This window comes from Methanomassiliicoccales archaeon (genome assembly GCA_026394375.1).
GTDB lineage: Archaea > Thermoplasmatota > Thermoplasmata > Methanomassiliicoccales > UBA472 > JAJRAL01.
This window is the reverse complement of sequence record JAPKYJ010000007.1, coordinates 1-13,582: the sequence shown is the minus strand read 5'-3', so window position 1 is coordinate 13,582 and position 13,582 is coordinate 1. Positions and strand designations below refer to the sequence as shown.

The window sequence follows — 13,582 nt, the reverse complement described above, 5'->3', positions numbered from 1 at the left end:
TCATGCCCATATAAAAAATGTCCGCCACTTGTCAGACAAAAAGTATCTAGCCATCCGTTCTCAGAATCATCTAGGGGAATACGAGACTCGTAACCGAAGGGCCGAAGGGCGTGTAGAATCGTGTGATTGCTTCTATTCTTTATGCCCGTTCGGAACGCGATTATTGCCCCCTCCTCGTTTTCCCTTCCACGATGAGTCTGGCTGCTATCCAAAAGGTTTTAATACCCGTGTTCATTAGGACGGCTGCTGAAGTATCGCTGAAAACCCTCAACGCTTATATACGACTAGCGTAATAGGGCAGCCGCTTCCCAGTCAAGGTGAAATAATGGCTAGAGGTCTATATACTGCCAGAAAGCTGAAAAAGGATCGGCAGAAGTTCCGATGGAGTGACAGTACCTACAAGAGGAGGATGCTCCGACTGAAGGAGAAGTCCGACCCGTTGGAGGGTGCGGCCCAGGGTCGCGGCATCGTCTTGGAGAAGGTAGGTATCGAGGCCAAGCAGCCCAACTCCGCCATTCGGAAGTGCGTCAAGGTCCAGCTCATCAAGAACGGTCGTCAGATCACCGCCTTTGCGGTCGGTGACGGCGCCATCAACTTCATCGACGAGCACGACGAGGTGCTGGTGGAAGGCATCGGCGGAAGGCTCGGACGTTCCTACGGTGATATCCCTGGTGTCAGATACAAGGTCATCCAGGTCAACAGCGTCTCCCTCAACGAGCTCGTCAGGGGCAGGAAGGAGAAGCCGGTGAGGTGAAGGAAATGGCAGAAGAGCAGAACATCCAAGCGGCCAACGAGTTCCTTCTGTTTGGGAAGTACGGCGTCTCGGACGTCGTGGTGAAGGATGGCGGATTGGCCAAGTATATCAGTCTCAAGATGACGGGCGTACCGCATTCCGATGGAAGGCACGCCAACCGCTGGTTCGGCAAGGCCCGACTGAGCATCGTGGAGAGGCTCATCAACAACATGATGCGCACCGAGGTTTACACTGGCAAGAAGATGAAAGCCTACCGCGTGACCAAGGAGGCTTTTGACACCATCGCGGAGAAGACCAAGAAGAACCCGATCCAGGTTCTGGTCGAGGCCCTGGAGAACGCGGCCCCGCGGGAAGAGATCACCCGGTTGCAGTTCGGTGGCATATCCGTGCCCAAGGCAGTGGATGTGGGTCCGTCCCGCAGGTTGGATATCGCCTTGCGCAACATCGCCAAGGGCGCCATCCAGTCCAGCTTCAAGAACACCAAGCCGATCCAGGACTGCCTGGCGGACGAGTTGATATTGGCCTCGAAGAACGACATGAACTCCTATGCGGTCTCCAAGAAGGAAGAGCTCGAGAGGGTCGCTTCCTCGGCCAGGTGAGCGGGAAGCTTTCGTTCGATCTCAATAACCAAGGTGGAATCATGGGACGCAAAGAGGAAAACATCAAGAAGGCGCAGGCCATCATGACTGATCCCACACGGATCAGGAACATCGGTACGGCGGCGCACATCGACCACGGCAAGACCACCCTTTCCGACAACCTAATCGCGGGCGCGGGAATGATGTCGGAGGATCTAGCCGGCAAGCAGCTCATGCTCGATTATGACGAGCAGGAACAGGCCCGCGGGATCACCATCAACGCGGCCAACGCCTCGATGGTGCACGTCTTCGAGGGCAAGGAGTACCTCATCAACCTCATCGACACGCCGGGCCACGTGGACTTCGGAGGCGATGTCACTAGGGCCATGCGTGCATTGGACGGCGTCATCATCCTGGTCTGCGCAGTGGAGGGCATAATGCCCCAGACCGAAACGGTCATCCGGCAGGCGCTCAAGGAGCGCGTCCGGCCGGTGCTGTTCATCAACAAGGTGGACAGGCTCATCAACGAGCTCAAGGTCACCCCGGAGCAGATGCAGCAGCGCTTCGTTCAGATAATCACCGAGGTCAACCGACGCATCGCTACCCAGATCCCCGCTCCGATGAACAAGGAGTGGCAGGTGAGCGTGCAGGACGGGACGGTGGCGTTGGGAAGCGCCTTTCACAACTGGGCCGTCTCCGCTCCCTACATGAAGAAGAGCGGCACCTCCATGAAAGATGTGTACGAACACTGCAAGAATGGCGACCAGAAGGCCCTCGCCAAGAAGTCCCCGGTGCACGAGGTGCTGCTCGACATGGCCATCAAGCACATCCCGAACCCATACGAGGCTCAGAAAATACGAGTTCCGGTCATCTGGAAGGGAGACCTGGAGAGCGAGATCGGCCAGTCGATGCTCAACTGCGACCGCAAGGGGCAGACCATGTTCATGGTAACCAAGATCATCATGGACCCGCACGCGGGCGAAGTGGCTGTGGGCAGACTGTTCTCAGGCAAGCTCACCAAGGGCATGGAGATGTACATCTCCGGCGTCGGCAACACCAATCGAGTGCAGATCGTCGCCTTGTCCGTGGGGGCGGACCGCATAACGGTCGAAGAAATGGATGCCGGCAACATCGTGGCCGTCTCGGGATTGAAGGACGCCACGGCCGGAAGCACGGTCTCCTCCATGAAGGACGTGGAGTCTTTCGAGAAGATCATTCACTATAGCGAGCCAGTGGTCACTGTGGCCATAGAGGCCAAGCACATGAAGGACCTGCCCAAGCTGGTGGAGGTCCTGAGGACCGTGGCCAAGGCCGACCCCTCCCTCGTGGTGCAGATCAACCAGGAGACGGGCGAGAACCTTCTATCTGGCATGGGCGAGCTCCACCTGGAAATCACCAACTACCGCATCGTCAACGACCATAAGGTGGAGATCGTGACCTCCACGCCCATCGTGGTGTACCGCGAGTGCGTGAAGGAGATGGGCGGGCCATTCGAGGGCAAGTCCCCCAACAAGCACAACAAGTTCTACATCGAGGTGGAGCCTTTGGAGCAGGCGGTCTACGACGCTATCAAGGCGGGCGACATCAAGACCGAGGGGAAGATCAAGGACCCCAAGGCCCTGGCCAGGCAGCTCATCGACCTGGGCATGGACCGTGACGAGGCGAAGGGCATCGTATCCTTCAAGGACACCGATGTGCTCATCGACACCACCAAAAGTATCCAGTACCTCAACGAGACCATGGAACTGTGCAAGCAGGCCTTCGAAGAAGCCATGACGCTAGGGCCTCTAGCTCAGGAGAAGGCCATGGGTCTGAAAGTGCGTTTGGTGGATGCCAAGCTGCACGAGGACGGTGTGCACCGCGGCCCGGCGCAGGTCATCCCGGCCATGCGCTCTGGCATCTACGGCGCCATGTGCTTGGCCACCCGCCTGCTCATGGAACCGATCCAGAAGGTATACATCAATGTCCCACAGGACCTAATGGGGTATGCGGTGCGCGAGGTGCAGTCCAGACGCGGCGTCATCGAGAACATAAGCCAAGAAGGCGAGGCGGCCGTGGTGACCGCCAAAGCCCCGGTGGCGGAGATGTTCGGGTTCGCAAGCGCCATCCGCAGCGCGACCCAGGGCCGTGCTCTGTGGTCCACCGAGAACTCGGGCTTCGTGCGCGTTCCGCCTGATATTCAGGCCAAGGTGGTGGCGGAGATACGCAAGCGCAAGGGACTTAATCCAGAACCCTATGATGCCGGTTACTATTCGGGCTGAGAATGCAAGAAGCGTTAAATATGGAATATAGTATGGAGAAACAAATCCAAGAAAAGGAGGCTGGAACATGGCAGAGAAACCTCACTTGAACCTCGTGTTCATTGGTCACGTCGATCACGGAAAATCCACAGCTGTTGGACGTCTGCTGAGCGACACGGGCCACATCGAACCGTACCTGATAGAGAAGTACAGAAAGCTGGCCGAAGAGAAGGGCAAGGCGACCTTCGAGTTCGCCTGGGTCATGGACTCCCTCAAGGAAGAGAGGGAGCGCGGTGTAACCATCGATGTCTCGCATAAAAGGTTCAACACCGACAAGTACTACTTCACCATCATCGACGCGCCCGGTCACCGGGACTTCGTGAAGAACATGATCACAGGAACCAGCCAGGCGGACGCCGCCGTGCTGGTCGTGAGCGCGATCGAGGGGCCCCAGGCCCAGACCAAGGAACACATCTTCCTGGCTAGGACGTTGGGTGTCAATCAGCTGATCGTGGCCCTCAACAAGATGGACGCCGTCAAGCCGGCCTTCGACCAGAAGCGCTACGACGAGGTCAAGGAAGAGGTCTCCAAGCTGCTTAAGGGAGTGGGCTACAAGCTGGAGAAGGTGCAGTTCGTGCCCCTGTCCGCGTACAAGGGAGACAACGCCACCAAGCCGTCGCCCAATATGGGCTGGTACAAAGGGCCGACCCTCCTGCAGGCGCTGGACGTGCTGGAAGTGCCCGCCCAGGCCACCAACCTTCCGCTTAGGTTGCCAATCCAGGACGTCTATACCATCACTGGCATAGGCACCGTGCCTGTCGGTCGGGTGGAGTGCGGCGTGCTCAAGCCGGACATGAAGGTCATCTTCATGCCGTCCAACAAGGTGGGCGAAGTGAAGAGCATCGAGATGCACCACGAAGCCTTGCCCCAGGCCCTTCCGGGCGACAACGTGGGCTTCAACGTCCGCGGCATCGCCAAGAACGACATCAAGCGCGGCGACGTGGCCGGACCGGTCGATAACCCGCCGATGGTGGCGAAGACATTCGTGGCCCAGATAATGGTCCTGAACCATCCGTCGGTGATCACCGTCGGCTACACCCCGGTGTTCCACTGCCACACGGCGCAGGTGGCGTGCACCTTCATCGAGCTGCAGAAGAAGCTCGACCCGAAAACGGGCGAAGTGAAGGAGGAGAACCCCCAGTTCCTGAAGGCGGGCGATGCGGCCATCGTCAAGATCCAGCCCACCAAGCCTCTGGTCATCGAGAAGTCCAAGGACTTCCCGCAATTGGGCAGGTTCGCCATACGCGACATGGGCGCGACCGTCGCGGCAGGCATGTGCATCGATGTCGAAAAGAGGGAGATGACCTAAACCCCTTTCCTTCCTATTTTGAGGCACCCACATGGCACAACGGGCAAGAATATCACTGAGCGGCACCGACCCGAAGAAGGTCGACAACGTCTGCGGTCAGATCAAGGCGATCTCTCAGAGGACCGGAGTGGCTATCCGAGGACCGATCCCCCTGCCGACCAAGCGGCTGCAGGTCCCGGTGCGCAAGAGCCCAGACGGAGAAGGCTCCGAGACCTGGGACCATTGGGAGATGCGCATTCACAAGCGGCTCATCGATCTGGACGCGGACGAGCGCGCCCTCAGGCAGCTCATGCGCATACAGGTCCCCGATGGCGTGAACATCGAGATCGTGCTGCGCTCCTAAACTCTTAATTTCTTACGACATCAACATCCCTTCTTTTCTTGAAGCGTTCTTCTTGATGAGCGAAACATTCGTACATCTCTGACCATAATGATCCGTTTTCCAGGTTCAGTTGGTTTGTTGGGTCGGTAAGCGGTGCCTTGCGATATGTGCCTCTGAATGGAAGGTCCTTGCTCCTGGTCCGACAGATTGAACTAAGAGCTTTGGCATTAGCTGCCTGGGACCGCCATGAGAAGCGACATGGTCAAGAAGGGCATAGGGAAGGCGCCGAGCAGGAGCTTGCTGCGGGCGGTCGGGATCGATGAAGATGATCTCTCCAAGCCGTTCATAGGCATCGCCAATTCCTGGAACGACATCATCCCCGGGCACATCCACTTGAACAAGTTGGTGGAGGAGGTGAAGAAGGGGATCGAAGAGGAAGGCGGAGTGCCGTTCACCTTCGGCGTGCCGGGCATATGCGACGGCATAGCCATGGGTCATCCAGGAATGAGGTACTCTCTCGCATCGCGGGAGGTCGTCTCCGACTGCGTCGAGCTGATGGTGCAGGCCCACTGCCTGGACGGATGGGTCGGAGTGACCAATTGCGACAAGATTACTCCCGGCATGCTCATGGCCTGCGGGAGACTGGACGTGCCGGCGATCATGCTCACCGGCGGACCGATGAAGGCGGGCAAGGGCTGCGACGGAAAGCTGGACCTGCAGAGCGTGTTCGAGGCTCTGGGGGCATACGCCGCTGGCAAGCTGGAAGAGGAGAAGGTGCACGAAATCGAGCGGCACGCCTGTCCGGGTGAGGGTGCCTGCTCCGGCCTCTTCACCGCGAACTCCATGGCCTGCCTGACGGAGGCGCTTGGTCTGAGCCTGGTCGGATGCGGTACCTCGCTCGCCACCAGTCCCAAGAAAAGGCAGATCGCTCGGAAGACGGGGCGGAGAATCGTGCAGCTGGCGAGGGAGGAGGTGACGCCTCGCCAGATCGTGACCCGGGAATCGTTCGTCAACGCCATCAAAGTGGACATGGCCATCGGAGGCTCCACCAACACCGCATTGCACATTCCGGCCATCGCTTCGGACTTTGGTGTGGAGATCGACCTGACGGTCTTCGATGAGATCTCCAGGCTCGTACCGCATCTTGTCAGCATCCGGCCCAGTGGCTCATACCACATGGAAGATTTTGACCGAGCGGGAGGAGTGCCGGCGATCCTGAACCGCCTGCGGAGTATGCTTTCGGACGAAAGGACGGTCTCAGGAAAGAGCATCGCCCAGATAGCGAAAGGGTCGAAGGTGCAGGACGAGGAGATCATCAGGCCTCTGAAACGCCCATTCCATATTGAAGGGGGCATCGCTGTGCTATTTGGGAACCTGGCACCGGGTGGAGGGGTGGTGAAGCAAGTGGCCGTGGAAGAGAAGATGATGCGCTTCACCGGCACCGCCAAGGTGTTCGATTCTGAGGCTCAGGCGACGGAGGCCATCCGGGAAAGGAAGATCGTTCCGGGGGATGTAGTGGTCATTCGGTACGAAGGACCGATGGGTGCCCCTGGAATGCCAGAGATGCTCTTGCCCACCAGCCTCATCGCTGGCATGGGTCTCTCTGACTCCGTAGCGCTCATCACCGACGGCCGGTTCTCGGGTGCTACCAGAGGGCCGTGCATCGGTCACGTGAGCCCGGAGGCCTTTGCCAAAGGGCCGATAGCGGCGGTGCAGAACGGGGACAAGATACGAATCGATATCCCGGCCAGGAAGCTGGAGCTGCTCGTGACAGAAGATGATATCCGAAGAAGGCTGGAGCGCGTGGTCCTATTGGACAAGAGGCCTACTGGCATGCTGCTGAAATACAGGAAACTGGTAAGCGCCGCCTCGGAAGGCGCGGTCTGTAGGTAAGGCCTCAGTCAGGGAATTCAGGAGTGGACCATCCAATCTAGGGCGATCATGGTGATCAGGAACGTCGCCAGTGCCCCGAAGACAAAGCCCATGCCCAGGCGCTGTACTCCCTTAGTGAAAACATCCCCGACAGCATTCCTAGCACCATGGCCCCCGCGCCCAACGCGGTCCAGGCCCGAGGTTTCATGGCAGAGGCCGCCAGACCGAGGAAGAACAGCAGGGAAGCCAGTTCCAGACCGACGTTGTCGGTCACCTTCAGCGCATCAAAGAGGCTGACCGAGCAGGTTCCCCATATGCTGCTGAACACGTACCATGCATGAACGCCGCTATCAAACCGACGGACACGACCAGCAATCTGGCCTCACGGCTGAAGATGAACATCTCAGGCGTTGAGTTAGACTGAGGCTCTTCGTTTGGATCGTGTTCCAACGGAACCACTCCTCCAAATCGCATTGGCGCCCGCTTTCACATAAGAATTTCGGAGCAGATGGCAGGCGGTTGGCCAGATGGCGGCGGGCTTACCAGTTCCCAGAAACCTATTTAACCGGAGTGGCGTTACAACCTCCCGAAGGGCGGATAGATCAGACTGGAAGATCGCCTGATTTGCAATCAGGAGGTCTCGGGTTCAAATCCCGATCCGTCCACCATTATCCTGGCTTCGCTGAAAAGTTTCCACTTTCGGAAAAACGACGGCCTTGCGGTACCTGGCGTACTTCACCATGGCGTCGCCCACGTCGTCGAAGTTCAGCCCGAGGTAGCGGATCGTCGTCCTCGGGTCCGAGTGCCCATCGACCCAATGCTCTACAACAGGATGCTTGCGCCGATCCAAGCGATAGAGGAGCTCGAGAGGAGAACCGCCAAGAGTTGCGGGATCCTCTATGGTCGCTTCGAAGGTTATTGGAAAGCGACCAGAGGAACTGAGTTTGGGCCGCCCGATCCTCCGGAAAACAATAGAAACTTGGAGGCCTGGGCAGACTTCTGGCAAAGGATGATTCACGAGCTCTCTCCTCGGAGTAGGTCTAGGTAGTTGGTCAGGACCCGATCGCAGTCAACCCTCCACCTTCGCCGGCATCTTAAGCCCCACCTTCTGCGCGAACCAGATCTCCCTCGAATCCTCCGCGTAGAGAAGGATCCAGATCAGCTCCTCCGTGACGTCGCTCAGCTGCGCCTGTCCCTTCTCCACCTTTTCGATCATCCCGAGGATGAGCTTGACCGAGTCCTCCACTCCCTGCCACCAATCAACTGGCATGCCGTCGACCATCTTCAGCTCGATGTGTTCGAGCTCCGTCATCTCGCAGGGCATGATCATTTCTCCCTGCCGGCGCGGACGACCGCCCGCCGCCTCGCGATCGCGCTCTCGTAGCGCCCAAGGAGCTCCTTCGCCCTCTCATCCGTTCCGGCGGCCCTCTTCGCTTCCCCGACGCTCCCGAAGGCCTCGTGGAGCTCCCGGTAGGCCTTGCATACCTCGAGGTGCGCCTCCCTGAAGCCCGGCGCCTTGTATCTCGGATCCTCGGGCATATCAGCCCACCCCCGCCGGCCTCGCCTTCTCCGCTTCGTCCATCGCGGCGATCTCGTCCCTCAGCGCCCTCAGGAGCAGGGATCGGGCGTAGACGGACGGCGGGAGCGCCATCCGCTTGGCCGTGTCCTTGAGCTCCTGGATCTCCTCAGCTTCCAACGCAATACTGAACACCATTTTCTTCGACATACTACGGCTTCCTACCTGTTATTAGATGGTAATAACTGGTAATAACTGTTATTAACATAAGCAGTATTAAACAGTTACTAACAGCTTGATTGATGCATGGTAAGGCCTAAGAAACCTGAGGGTGAAATACGGGAGAAAATTACGATAACATTGCCGAAGGAAACACTCGCCTGGCTCGACAAAATGATTGCTCAGCGCTTGTTCGCGAGTAGATCTCATGGAATTGAGCTCTGCCTTATGGAATTTAGGAAACGGCAGGGGAAATAATAGAATGCCAAGACAGAAATCACGAATAAGGCTAAATGCTGATGAATTGAACCTGGTAACGTATGGAATGCAAGAAACGGTTGATGGATTCGTTTTCTTCGTGGCGAAGAAAGGGCGCAATATTCATCTTCAAATATATTTCAGGGATGGCCGGGTCAATGCCCACATCAAAGACACCAATAGAGGCCAAGACAAAGTCTGGGAGATGGATGTAGACGCAGAAGAAATGGCCAAGAAGGTGACCGAATCCTGTGAAAAGACTATCGGACACTACAACTGGAATGAGACGTATTGTGTTTTGAGCGCTAAATTCTTGGACTTGGTTGGATTTCCATCAAAGTTGAATGACCCCGTCCCTCTGCAGCAGAATCTACTCGACGTTTTCAGGCATGTCGCCAAAATAGGCAAGAGTGACGACTTCTTTAGAAGGATTCGCATCAGAGACGGCTTGAGAATGGGACCTCTTATCGGATTCCAGTTCTCGAAAAGCCAGAATTATGTCGTTCTTCCGTTAGATGAGAAGCGTCGAATGAAGATGAACCTAGATTGGAGGCACAACTTCATGCGACACATGCCAATGCTCGTCGGTGTGAATGAGTATCTAGACTACATCGACAGGGAGAATCTCATCGGTTGGGAGGCTCTGGCCAGCAATCCGCAGTTGGGAGAGAAGATCACTGAGATCTTTGAGAGGCTCCCTGGGATTTCGCAAGAGGGGAAAAGTAAGTGAAGCGGTGCGTGGCATTCAGATAAGGAACTGAAGGAGAAAGAGAATGGTCAAGAAGCGCGTCTTCGCGAGCAGGTCTCACGGGATCGAGGTTGCCCTGCTCGAGTACCGCAAGGCCCACGGCAAGAGCTGAGAGGAATGTCAGGAACTCAACCGACTTCCGTTGGCTCAGAGTTCTCGAAGTCAACGAAGACTAGGAAAAGGAGGAAGGCCACCTGGTACAATTCCGTCTCTCTCGCCGTCCTAATCATGTGGACGGCGTTCTTTGCGGCAATTCGAGTGACTTCACCAGGAGTTGAGCTCGAGGAGTACAGGTGGAAGGTGGGGTTATATCTCCAGATCTCGCTAACAATTCTCGCCCTTCTCGCGGTCTTCATGGGATTTTACAGGCTGAGAAAAATCGAGGAACTCGAGTCAGCCCGAGCGTTCTTTGAGAAGGGAGGTCCTGCTGTTGGGCTTGTTCAAGCCGTCGCCGCCTTTCCTCTCATGCTGCGACTGCTGGCTCAGAAGATAAAGGTGGACACAGACGATGGGGAACTGAAAGAACTCGCGGAGAACATCGAGAGCGTTCAGAAGACGTTCGAAGAGCTGCCCGGTCACGAAACGGCCGAATGGCTCATTCGAAGGCAGTTGCAGGATGAGGCGCTCAAGAATTCGTTACGCTGGTGCCTCACAGTATTCTCTGGCACAGCGGTAATGTCAATTATGATCGTTTCAAGCATGGATAGTCTGACGGAGCTGACCGTGACCGATCCATTCTACCTAGGTCTATTGGGCGCGTTGAATGCCATGTTCCTTTTTGGAGTCATCGACCTGCTATTCTTCCTCCATTCAGCTCTGCGTTCCTTCACGGATCTCGATCCCATACAGAGGGCATTGCATGAGTCGATTGAGTCGGCTGATTTGGAAAAGATGAAGAAGAAGTGGAAAGACGGCAAGGACAAGGAGGTCCCGCAGACGCCAGCTGGGCCATCACCACCGGAAAGCAAGACAGGCTCGTCTCTGGAGGCCGAGAACCCGCCTAAGGATGGGTCATCATAGTCGGATTGTCCCGGTGAATTGGAGATCACCGGAGCTCGCGCCCTCAGCTGCAGGTCCTCGAGGCCCGCGAGCTCGTCCCCATCGCTCCCTCCGCTACAATCTGCCCCCTCTTCGTCGACATCTCCTCCCGATCGGCCGGACGTCAATCGTGTTACCCGCCGACCGGAGCTACCCAAGGATTGGTAGCCAGGGGCCGGTTCCGGAGGGTTCTTGAGCACATAACTCCCGGACTTACGGGCTCGAGAGGATCTGCGAGGTCCTAGGACTGCGCGCTGAGACTAGAGGAGCACGACGATAACCTAGCCGGAAAACCGACAATAATAAGAAGAGACTCGACGTCGTGAGTGCCGAGGTAGATATGATCGCTCAGAGTCACACTGCATTCCTCAGTGCCAGCCTCGCCTACGAGGACCGACCAATCATGGACTTCTTCAGGAGGAGCCTTTTCGAGAACGGCATCAGACCAGTGACGATTGGGATTGACATCCCTGCCAGAAGCGACTATGAGGCGGCCAGCATCGCCCCGCAAGTGGTGCGGGGGTGTGATTGTGTCATCGCCATCCAGACGAGACGCTACCAGACAATCGATGGTAAGTTCAAGTCCTCGGAATGGACGATCGAAGAACCCACGATGGGCATCACACAAGACAAGCCTCTATACGTCTTCCGGGAGAACGGTGTCGTAGTAAAGGGTGCGTCCGCCAGTCGCGCTCGGATGCTCTGCGAGTTCTCAAGGGATGGACTGCAGACTCAGAGGGATGAATTGATGGGCAGGTGCGCTCAGATCGCGGATGAACTGGCATCCATGAAGCGGCAGGGATTGCTGTCTGCGGTCGGGACTCTGGCAATAATCGGCGGAAGTGCCTACGTTCTGTACAAGCTTTTGGGCGGCGATGAAGAGAACGAGGAGTAATAGACGGACGGCCATTGTCTGGCATCAGGTCGCTACTTCGCGTGCGGTCATCTTCTCTCAAATCCCGAGCCTGCGCCTCGCCTCCCTCGGCGTAATGAGGTCAACGTTCATCTTGAGAAGCGAGTAGACCACCTCGACGTCGGCGAGTATGTCATCACGCCTCGAGAGGACCCCTTTCCTGTCCTTGGTGATGAACCAAGATATCGGCCGCCCCCTTCCCCAGGCGAAGTACTGGGCGGTTATCCGGGCGTCAATCTGGTGGATATTCTTAGCGATCATCCTCCCCTCAAGCTCTTTGTCGGTGGCGAGGTCCAGCGGAGGGGTCTTGAGCTTCTTTATGGCCTCCCTTATGCCCTGTTCGAGCCTGAAGCTGAGGAGCCGGATGTAGTCCAGGGTTTCCTTCGGTCCGAGCTTCCTGACCGCTCTCTCCAGGCTCTTCAGGTGCTCGTCGTCGTTGACTGGCGTATTCGCCCGGGGGAAGGAGCCGATCAAGCCCCCTCCCGCCATCCAGGCGAGGAGGTCTTGATACAGCTTCTTCCTGCGCGACTCCACCCTCGCCAGCTCAGACTCAACGAGGCTGCTGGTGTACTTCGGCGCGGGGCAGTCGATGATCGCTGAACAGTCTGGCGCACTCTGGTCGATCTCCGGCCCATAGGCGTCCGCGAGTACAACGCAGGAGTCCAGGAAGAGGTCGAGGTCCAGCAACTCCTACTCTCCCTTGGTGAACTCCACGAAGTGGTCGGTGATCAAGGCGAGCTCCTTCTCGTGCTTGCCTGACCTCCTCACCTTGATTGCGGCGTCGAGCTCCATCGCGGAAGGGAGGAATCCATCCGAAGCGAGCGACGCGGTGAGTGCGCGTAGCGCCTTCTGGGAATCCCTCGTCGACTCCTCGCCCTTGCGCTTCATGGATTGCACGACGGCGTCCTTCCTAGGACCCTTCACGGACTCTGCCGCGAAGTGCGAGGCAAGGATGACCCATCCGGTCGAATCGTAGGACTTGATCAGCTCTCCGAAGTGCCGGACCCAGGCCTCCCTTCGGCCCCCATTAAGCGGCCAGCTCTTGAGACTGATCAGCGTCTTCTCGATTAGGTCGGTGAACTCGATTACCTGCTGCATCTGCTCCCAGGGGTATCCGAGCCTGGCAATAGCAAGATGCAAGTCTGTGATCTTCGACGACGCCGCCTCCGCGGCGCGAATCGGGAGAATCTCGTTGTCAACGTTGTTAACCGTCGACCTGCAGATCTCCATGAGGTCTAGGTTGGGGAGGTACGCGTCTCGCATCCTCTCGGGGGCGTCCTCGATATATAGGCTGCGCCGCAGGTCAGTCGTGTCCGCGGAGAACATGTCATGCCGCTCCTTCACCGCAGCCGAGATCCTCTCGAAGAGCTCGCGATTTGCCTGGGAAAGGCTGAAGATCTTCTTCGGGTCCGGGTACTTGTCTGTCTCGACCGCCCCATAGACCTGGAGGATTCGCTGTGCCTCCAGCCTGCCCGTCTCGATCCACCCGCCGTATCGGTACCAGTAGTGCGTGACCGGCAGCTTCAGTTCCTCGATTATCGAGAATGCCACCTTGGTCCAGATGGTCTTCGATTCCGTGGGCGTCCTCTGTTCCTTGCGGAACTCGTTGACACCCGCCAGTACAATAAGGTCGACGAGGTCCTCCTCGGTCAGCTGTGCGTCCACCTTCACGTCAGCAGCAACCCACTCGCCGAGGGGGAGACAGACTCCGGCAACTTAACCCTTTCGCCCCTAACCATCGTTGCGAAACCCAGC

15 protein-coding genes and 1 tRNA gene are annotated in these 13,582 nt (G+C 57.4%); 10 read left to right on the top strand and 6 right to left on the bottom strand.

The window, feature by feature from the left end; genetic code table 11:
• Positions 1-325 precede the first annotated feature (325 nt).
• The 6 genes from NT137_01415 (at position 326) to ilvD (ending at position 7,156) form a co-directional block, all read left to right on the top strand.
• Positions 326-754 carry a 30S ribosomal protein S12 gene (locus tag NT137_01415; GenBank protein MCX6652004.1) on the top strand — a complete coding sequence of 143 codons (429 nt, stop codon included), beginning with the start codon at positions 326-328 and terminating at the stop codon, positions 752-754.
• A gap of 5 nt (positions 755-759) precedes the next feature.
• Complete coding sequence (locus NT137_01410; protein MCX6652003.1) at positions 760-1,353, top strand: 30S ribosomal protein S7; 594 nt, start codon at positions 760-762, stop codon at positions 1,351-1,353.
• A 41-nt stretch (positions 1,354-1,394) separates the two neighbouring features.
• A complete protein-coding gene (locus NT137_01405; GenBank protein MCX6652002.1) occupies positions 1,395-3,593 on the top strand; it encodes an elongation factor EF-2 in 2,199 nt (732 codons plus the stop codon).
• A gap of 67 nt (positions 3,594-3,660) precedes the next feature.
• A complete protein-coding gene (gene tuf, locus NT137_01400; protein ID MCX6652001.1) occupies positions 3,661-4,941 on the top strand; it encodes a translation elongation factor EF-1 subunit alpha in 1,281 nt (426 codons plus the stop codon).
• Between the two features lie 31 nt (positions 4,942-4,972).
• Positions 4,973-5,284: a 30S ribosomal protein S10 gene (gene rpsJ, locus NT137_01395; GenBank protein MCX6652000.1), complete on the top strand. Its 312-nt coding sequence runs from the start codon at positions 4,973-4,975 to the stop codon at positions 5,282-5,284.
• A 225-nt stretch (positions 5,285-5,509) separates the two neighbouring features.
• Positions 5,510-7,156, top strand: coding sequence for a dihydroxy-acid dehydratase (ilvD, locus tag NT137_01390; protein MCX6651999.1), 1,647 nt, complete (start codon positions 5,510-5,512; stop codon positions 7,154-7,156).
• 55 nt (positions 7,157-7,211) lie between these two features.
• On the opposite strand, the gene NT137_01385 is transcribed toward ilvD, so the two are convergent.
• A complete protein-coding gene (locus tag NT137_01385; GenBank protein ID MCX6651998.1) occupies positions 7,212-7,463 on the bottom strand; it encodes a hypothetical protein in 252 nt (83 codons plus the stop codon).
• A 263-nt stretch (positions 7,464-7,726) separates the two neighbouring features.
• On the opposite strand from NT137_01385, the gene NT137_01380 reads away from it, so the two are divergent.
• Positions 7,727-7,803, top strand: a tRNA-Ala gene (locus tag NT137_01380).
• 401 nt (positions 7,804-8,204) lie between these two features.
• Here NT137_01380 and NT137_01375 read toward each other — a convergent pair.
• Genes NT137_01375 through NT137_01365 form a run of 3 tightly spaced genes read right to left on the bottom strand, consistent with a single transcriptional unit; the run spans position 8,205 to position 8,849 of the window.
• A complete protein-coding gene (locus NT137_01375; protein MCX6651997.1) occupies positions 8,205-8,459 on the bottom strand; it encodes a hypothetical protein in 255 nt (84 codons plus the stop codon).
• 2 nt (positions 8,460-8,461) lie between these two features.
• A complete protein-coding gene (locus tag NT137_01370) occupies positions 8,462-8,674 on the bottom strand; it encodes a hypothetical protein (protein MCX6651996.1) in 213 nt (70 codons plus the stop codon).
• A gap of 1 nt (position 8,675) precedes the next feature.
• Positions 8,676-8,849 carry a hypothetical protein gene (locus tag NT137_01365; GenBank protein ID MCX6651995.1) on the bottom strand — a complete coding sequence of 58 codons (174 nt, stop codon included), beginning with the start codon at positions 8,847-8,849 and terminating at the stop codon, positions 8,676-8,678.
• A 283-nt stretch (positions 8,850-9,132) separates the two neighbouring features.
• Between NT137_01365 and NT137_01360 the strand changes: the two genes are divergently transcribed.
• The 3 genes from NT137_01360 to NT137_01350 all read left to right on the top strand — a co-directional run bounded on the left by NT137_01360 (position 9,133) and on the right by NT137_01350 (position 11,809).
• Positions 9,133-9,858, top strand: a complete 726-nt coding sequence (locus NT137_01360) for a hypothetical protein (GenBank protein ID MCX6651994.1) — start codon at positions 9,133-9,135, stop codon at positions 9,856-9,858.
• 135 nt (positions 9,859-9,993) lie between these two features.
• Positions 9,994-10,896: a hypothetical protein gene (locus tag NT137_01355; protein ID MCX6651993.1), complete on the top strand. Its 903-nt coding sequence runs from the start codon at positions 9,994-9,996 to the stop codon at positions 10,894-10,896.
• Between the two features lie 358 nt (positions 10,897-11,254).
• Positions 11,255-11,809 (top strand): hypothetical protein, encoded by a 555-nt coding sequence (locus tag NT137_01350; protein MCX6651992.1) that lies wholly within the window; start codon positions 11,255-11,257, stop codon positions 11,807-11,809.
• Positions 11,810-11,866: 57 nt separating this feature from the next.
• Here NT137_01350 and NT137_01345 read toward each other — a convergent pair whose 3' ends face one another.
• Positions 11,867-12,514, bottom strand: a complete 648-nt coding sequence (locus tag NT137_01345; GenBank protein MCX6651991.1) for a hypothetical protein — start codon at positions 12,512-12,514, stop codon at positions 11,867-11,869.
• Between the two features lie 3 nt (positions 12,515-12,517).
• Positions 12,518-13,498, bottom strand: a complete 981-nt coding sequence (locus tag NT137_01340; protein ID MCX6651990.1) for a hypothetical protein — start codon at positions 13,496-13,498, stop codon at positions 12,518-12,520.
• Between the last annotated feature and the right edge of the window lie 84 nt (positions 13,499-13,582).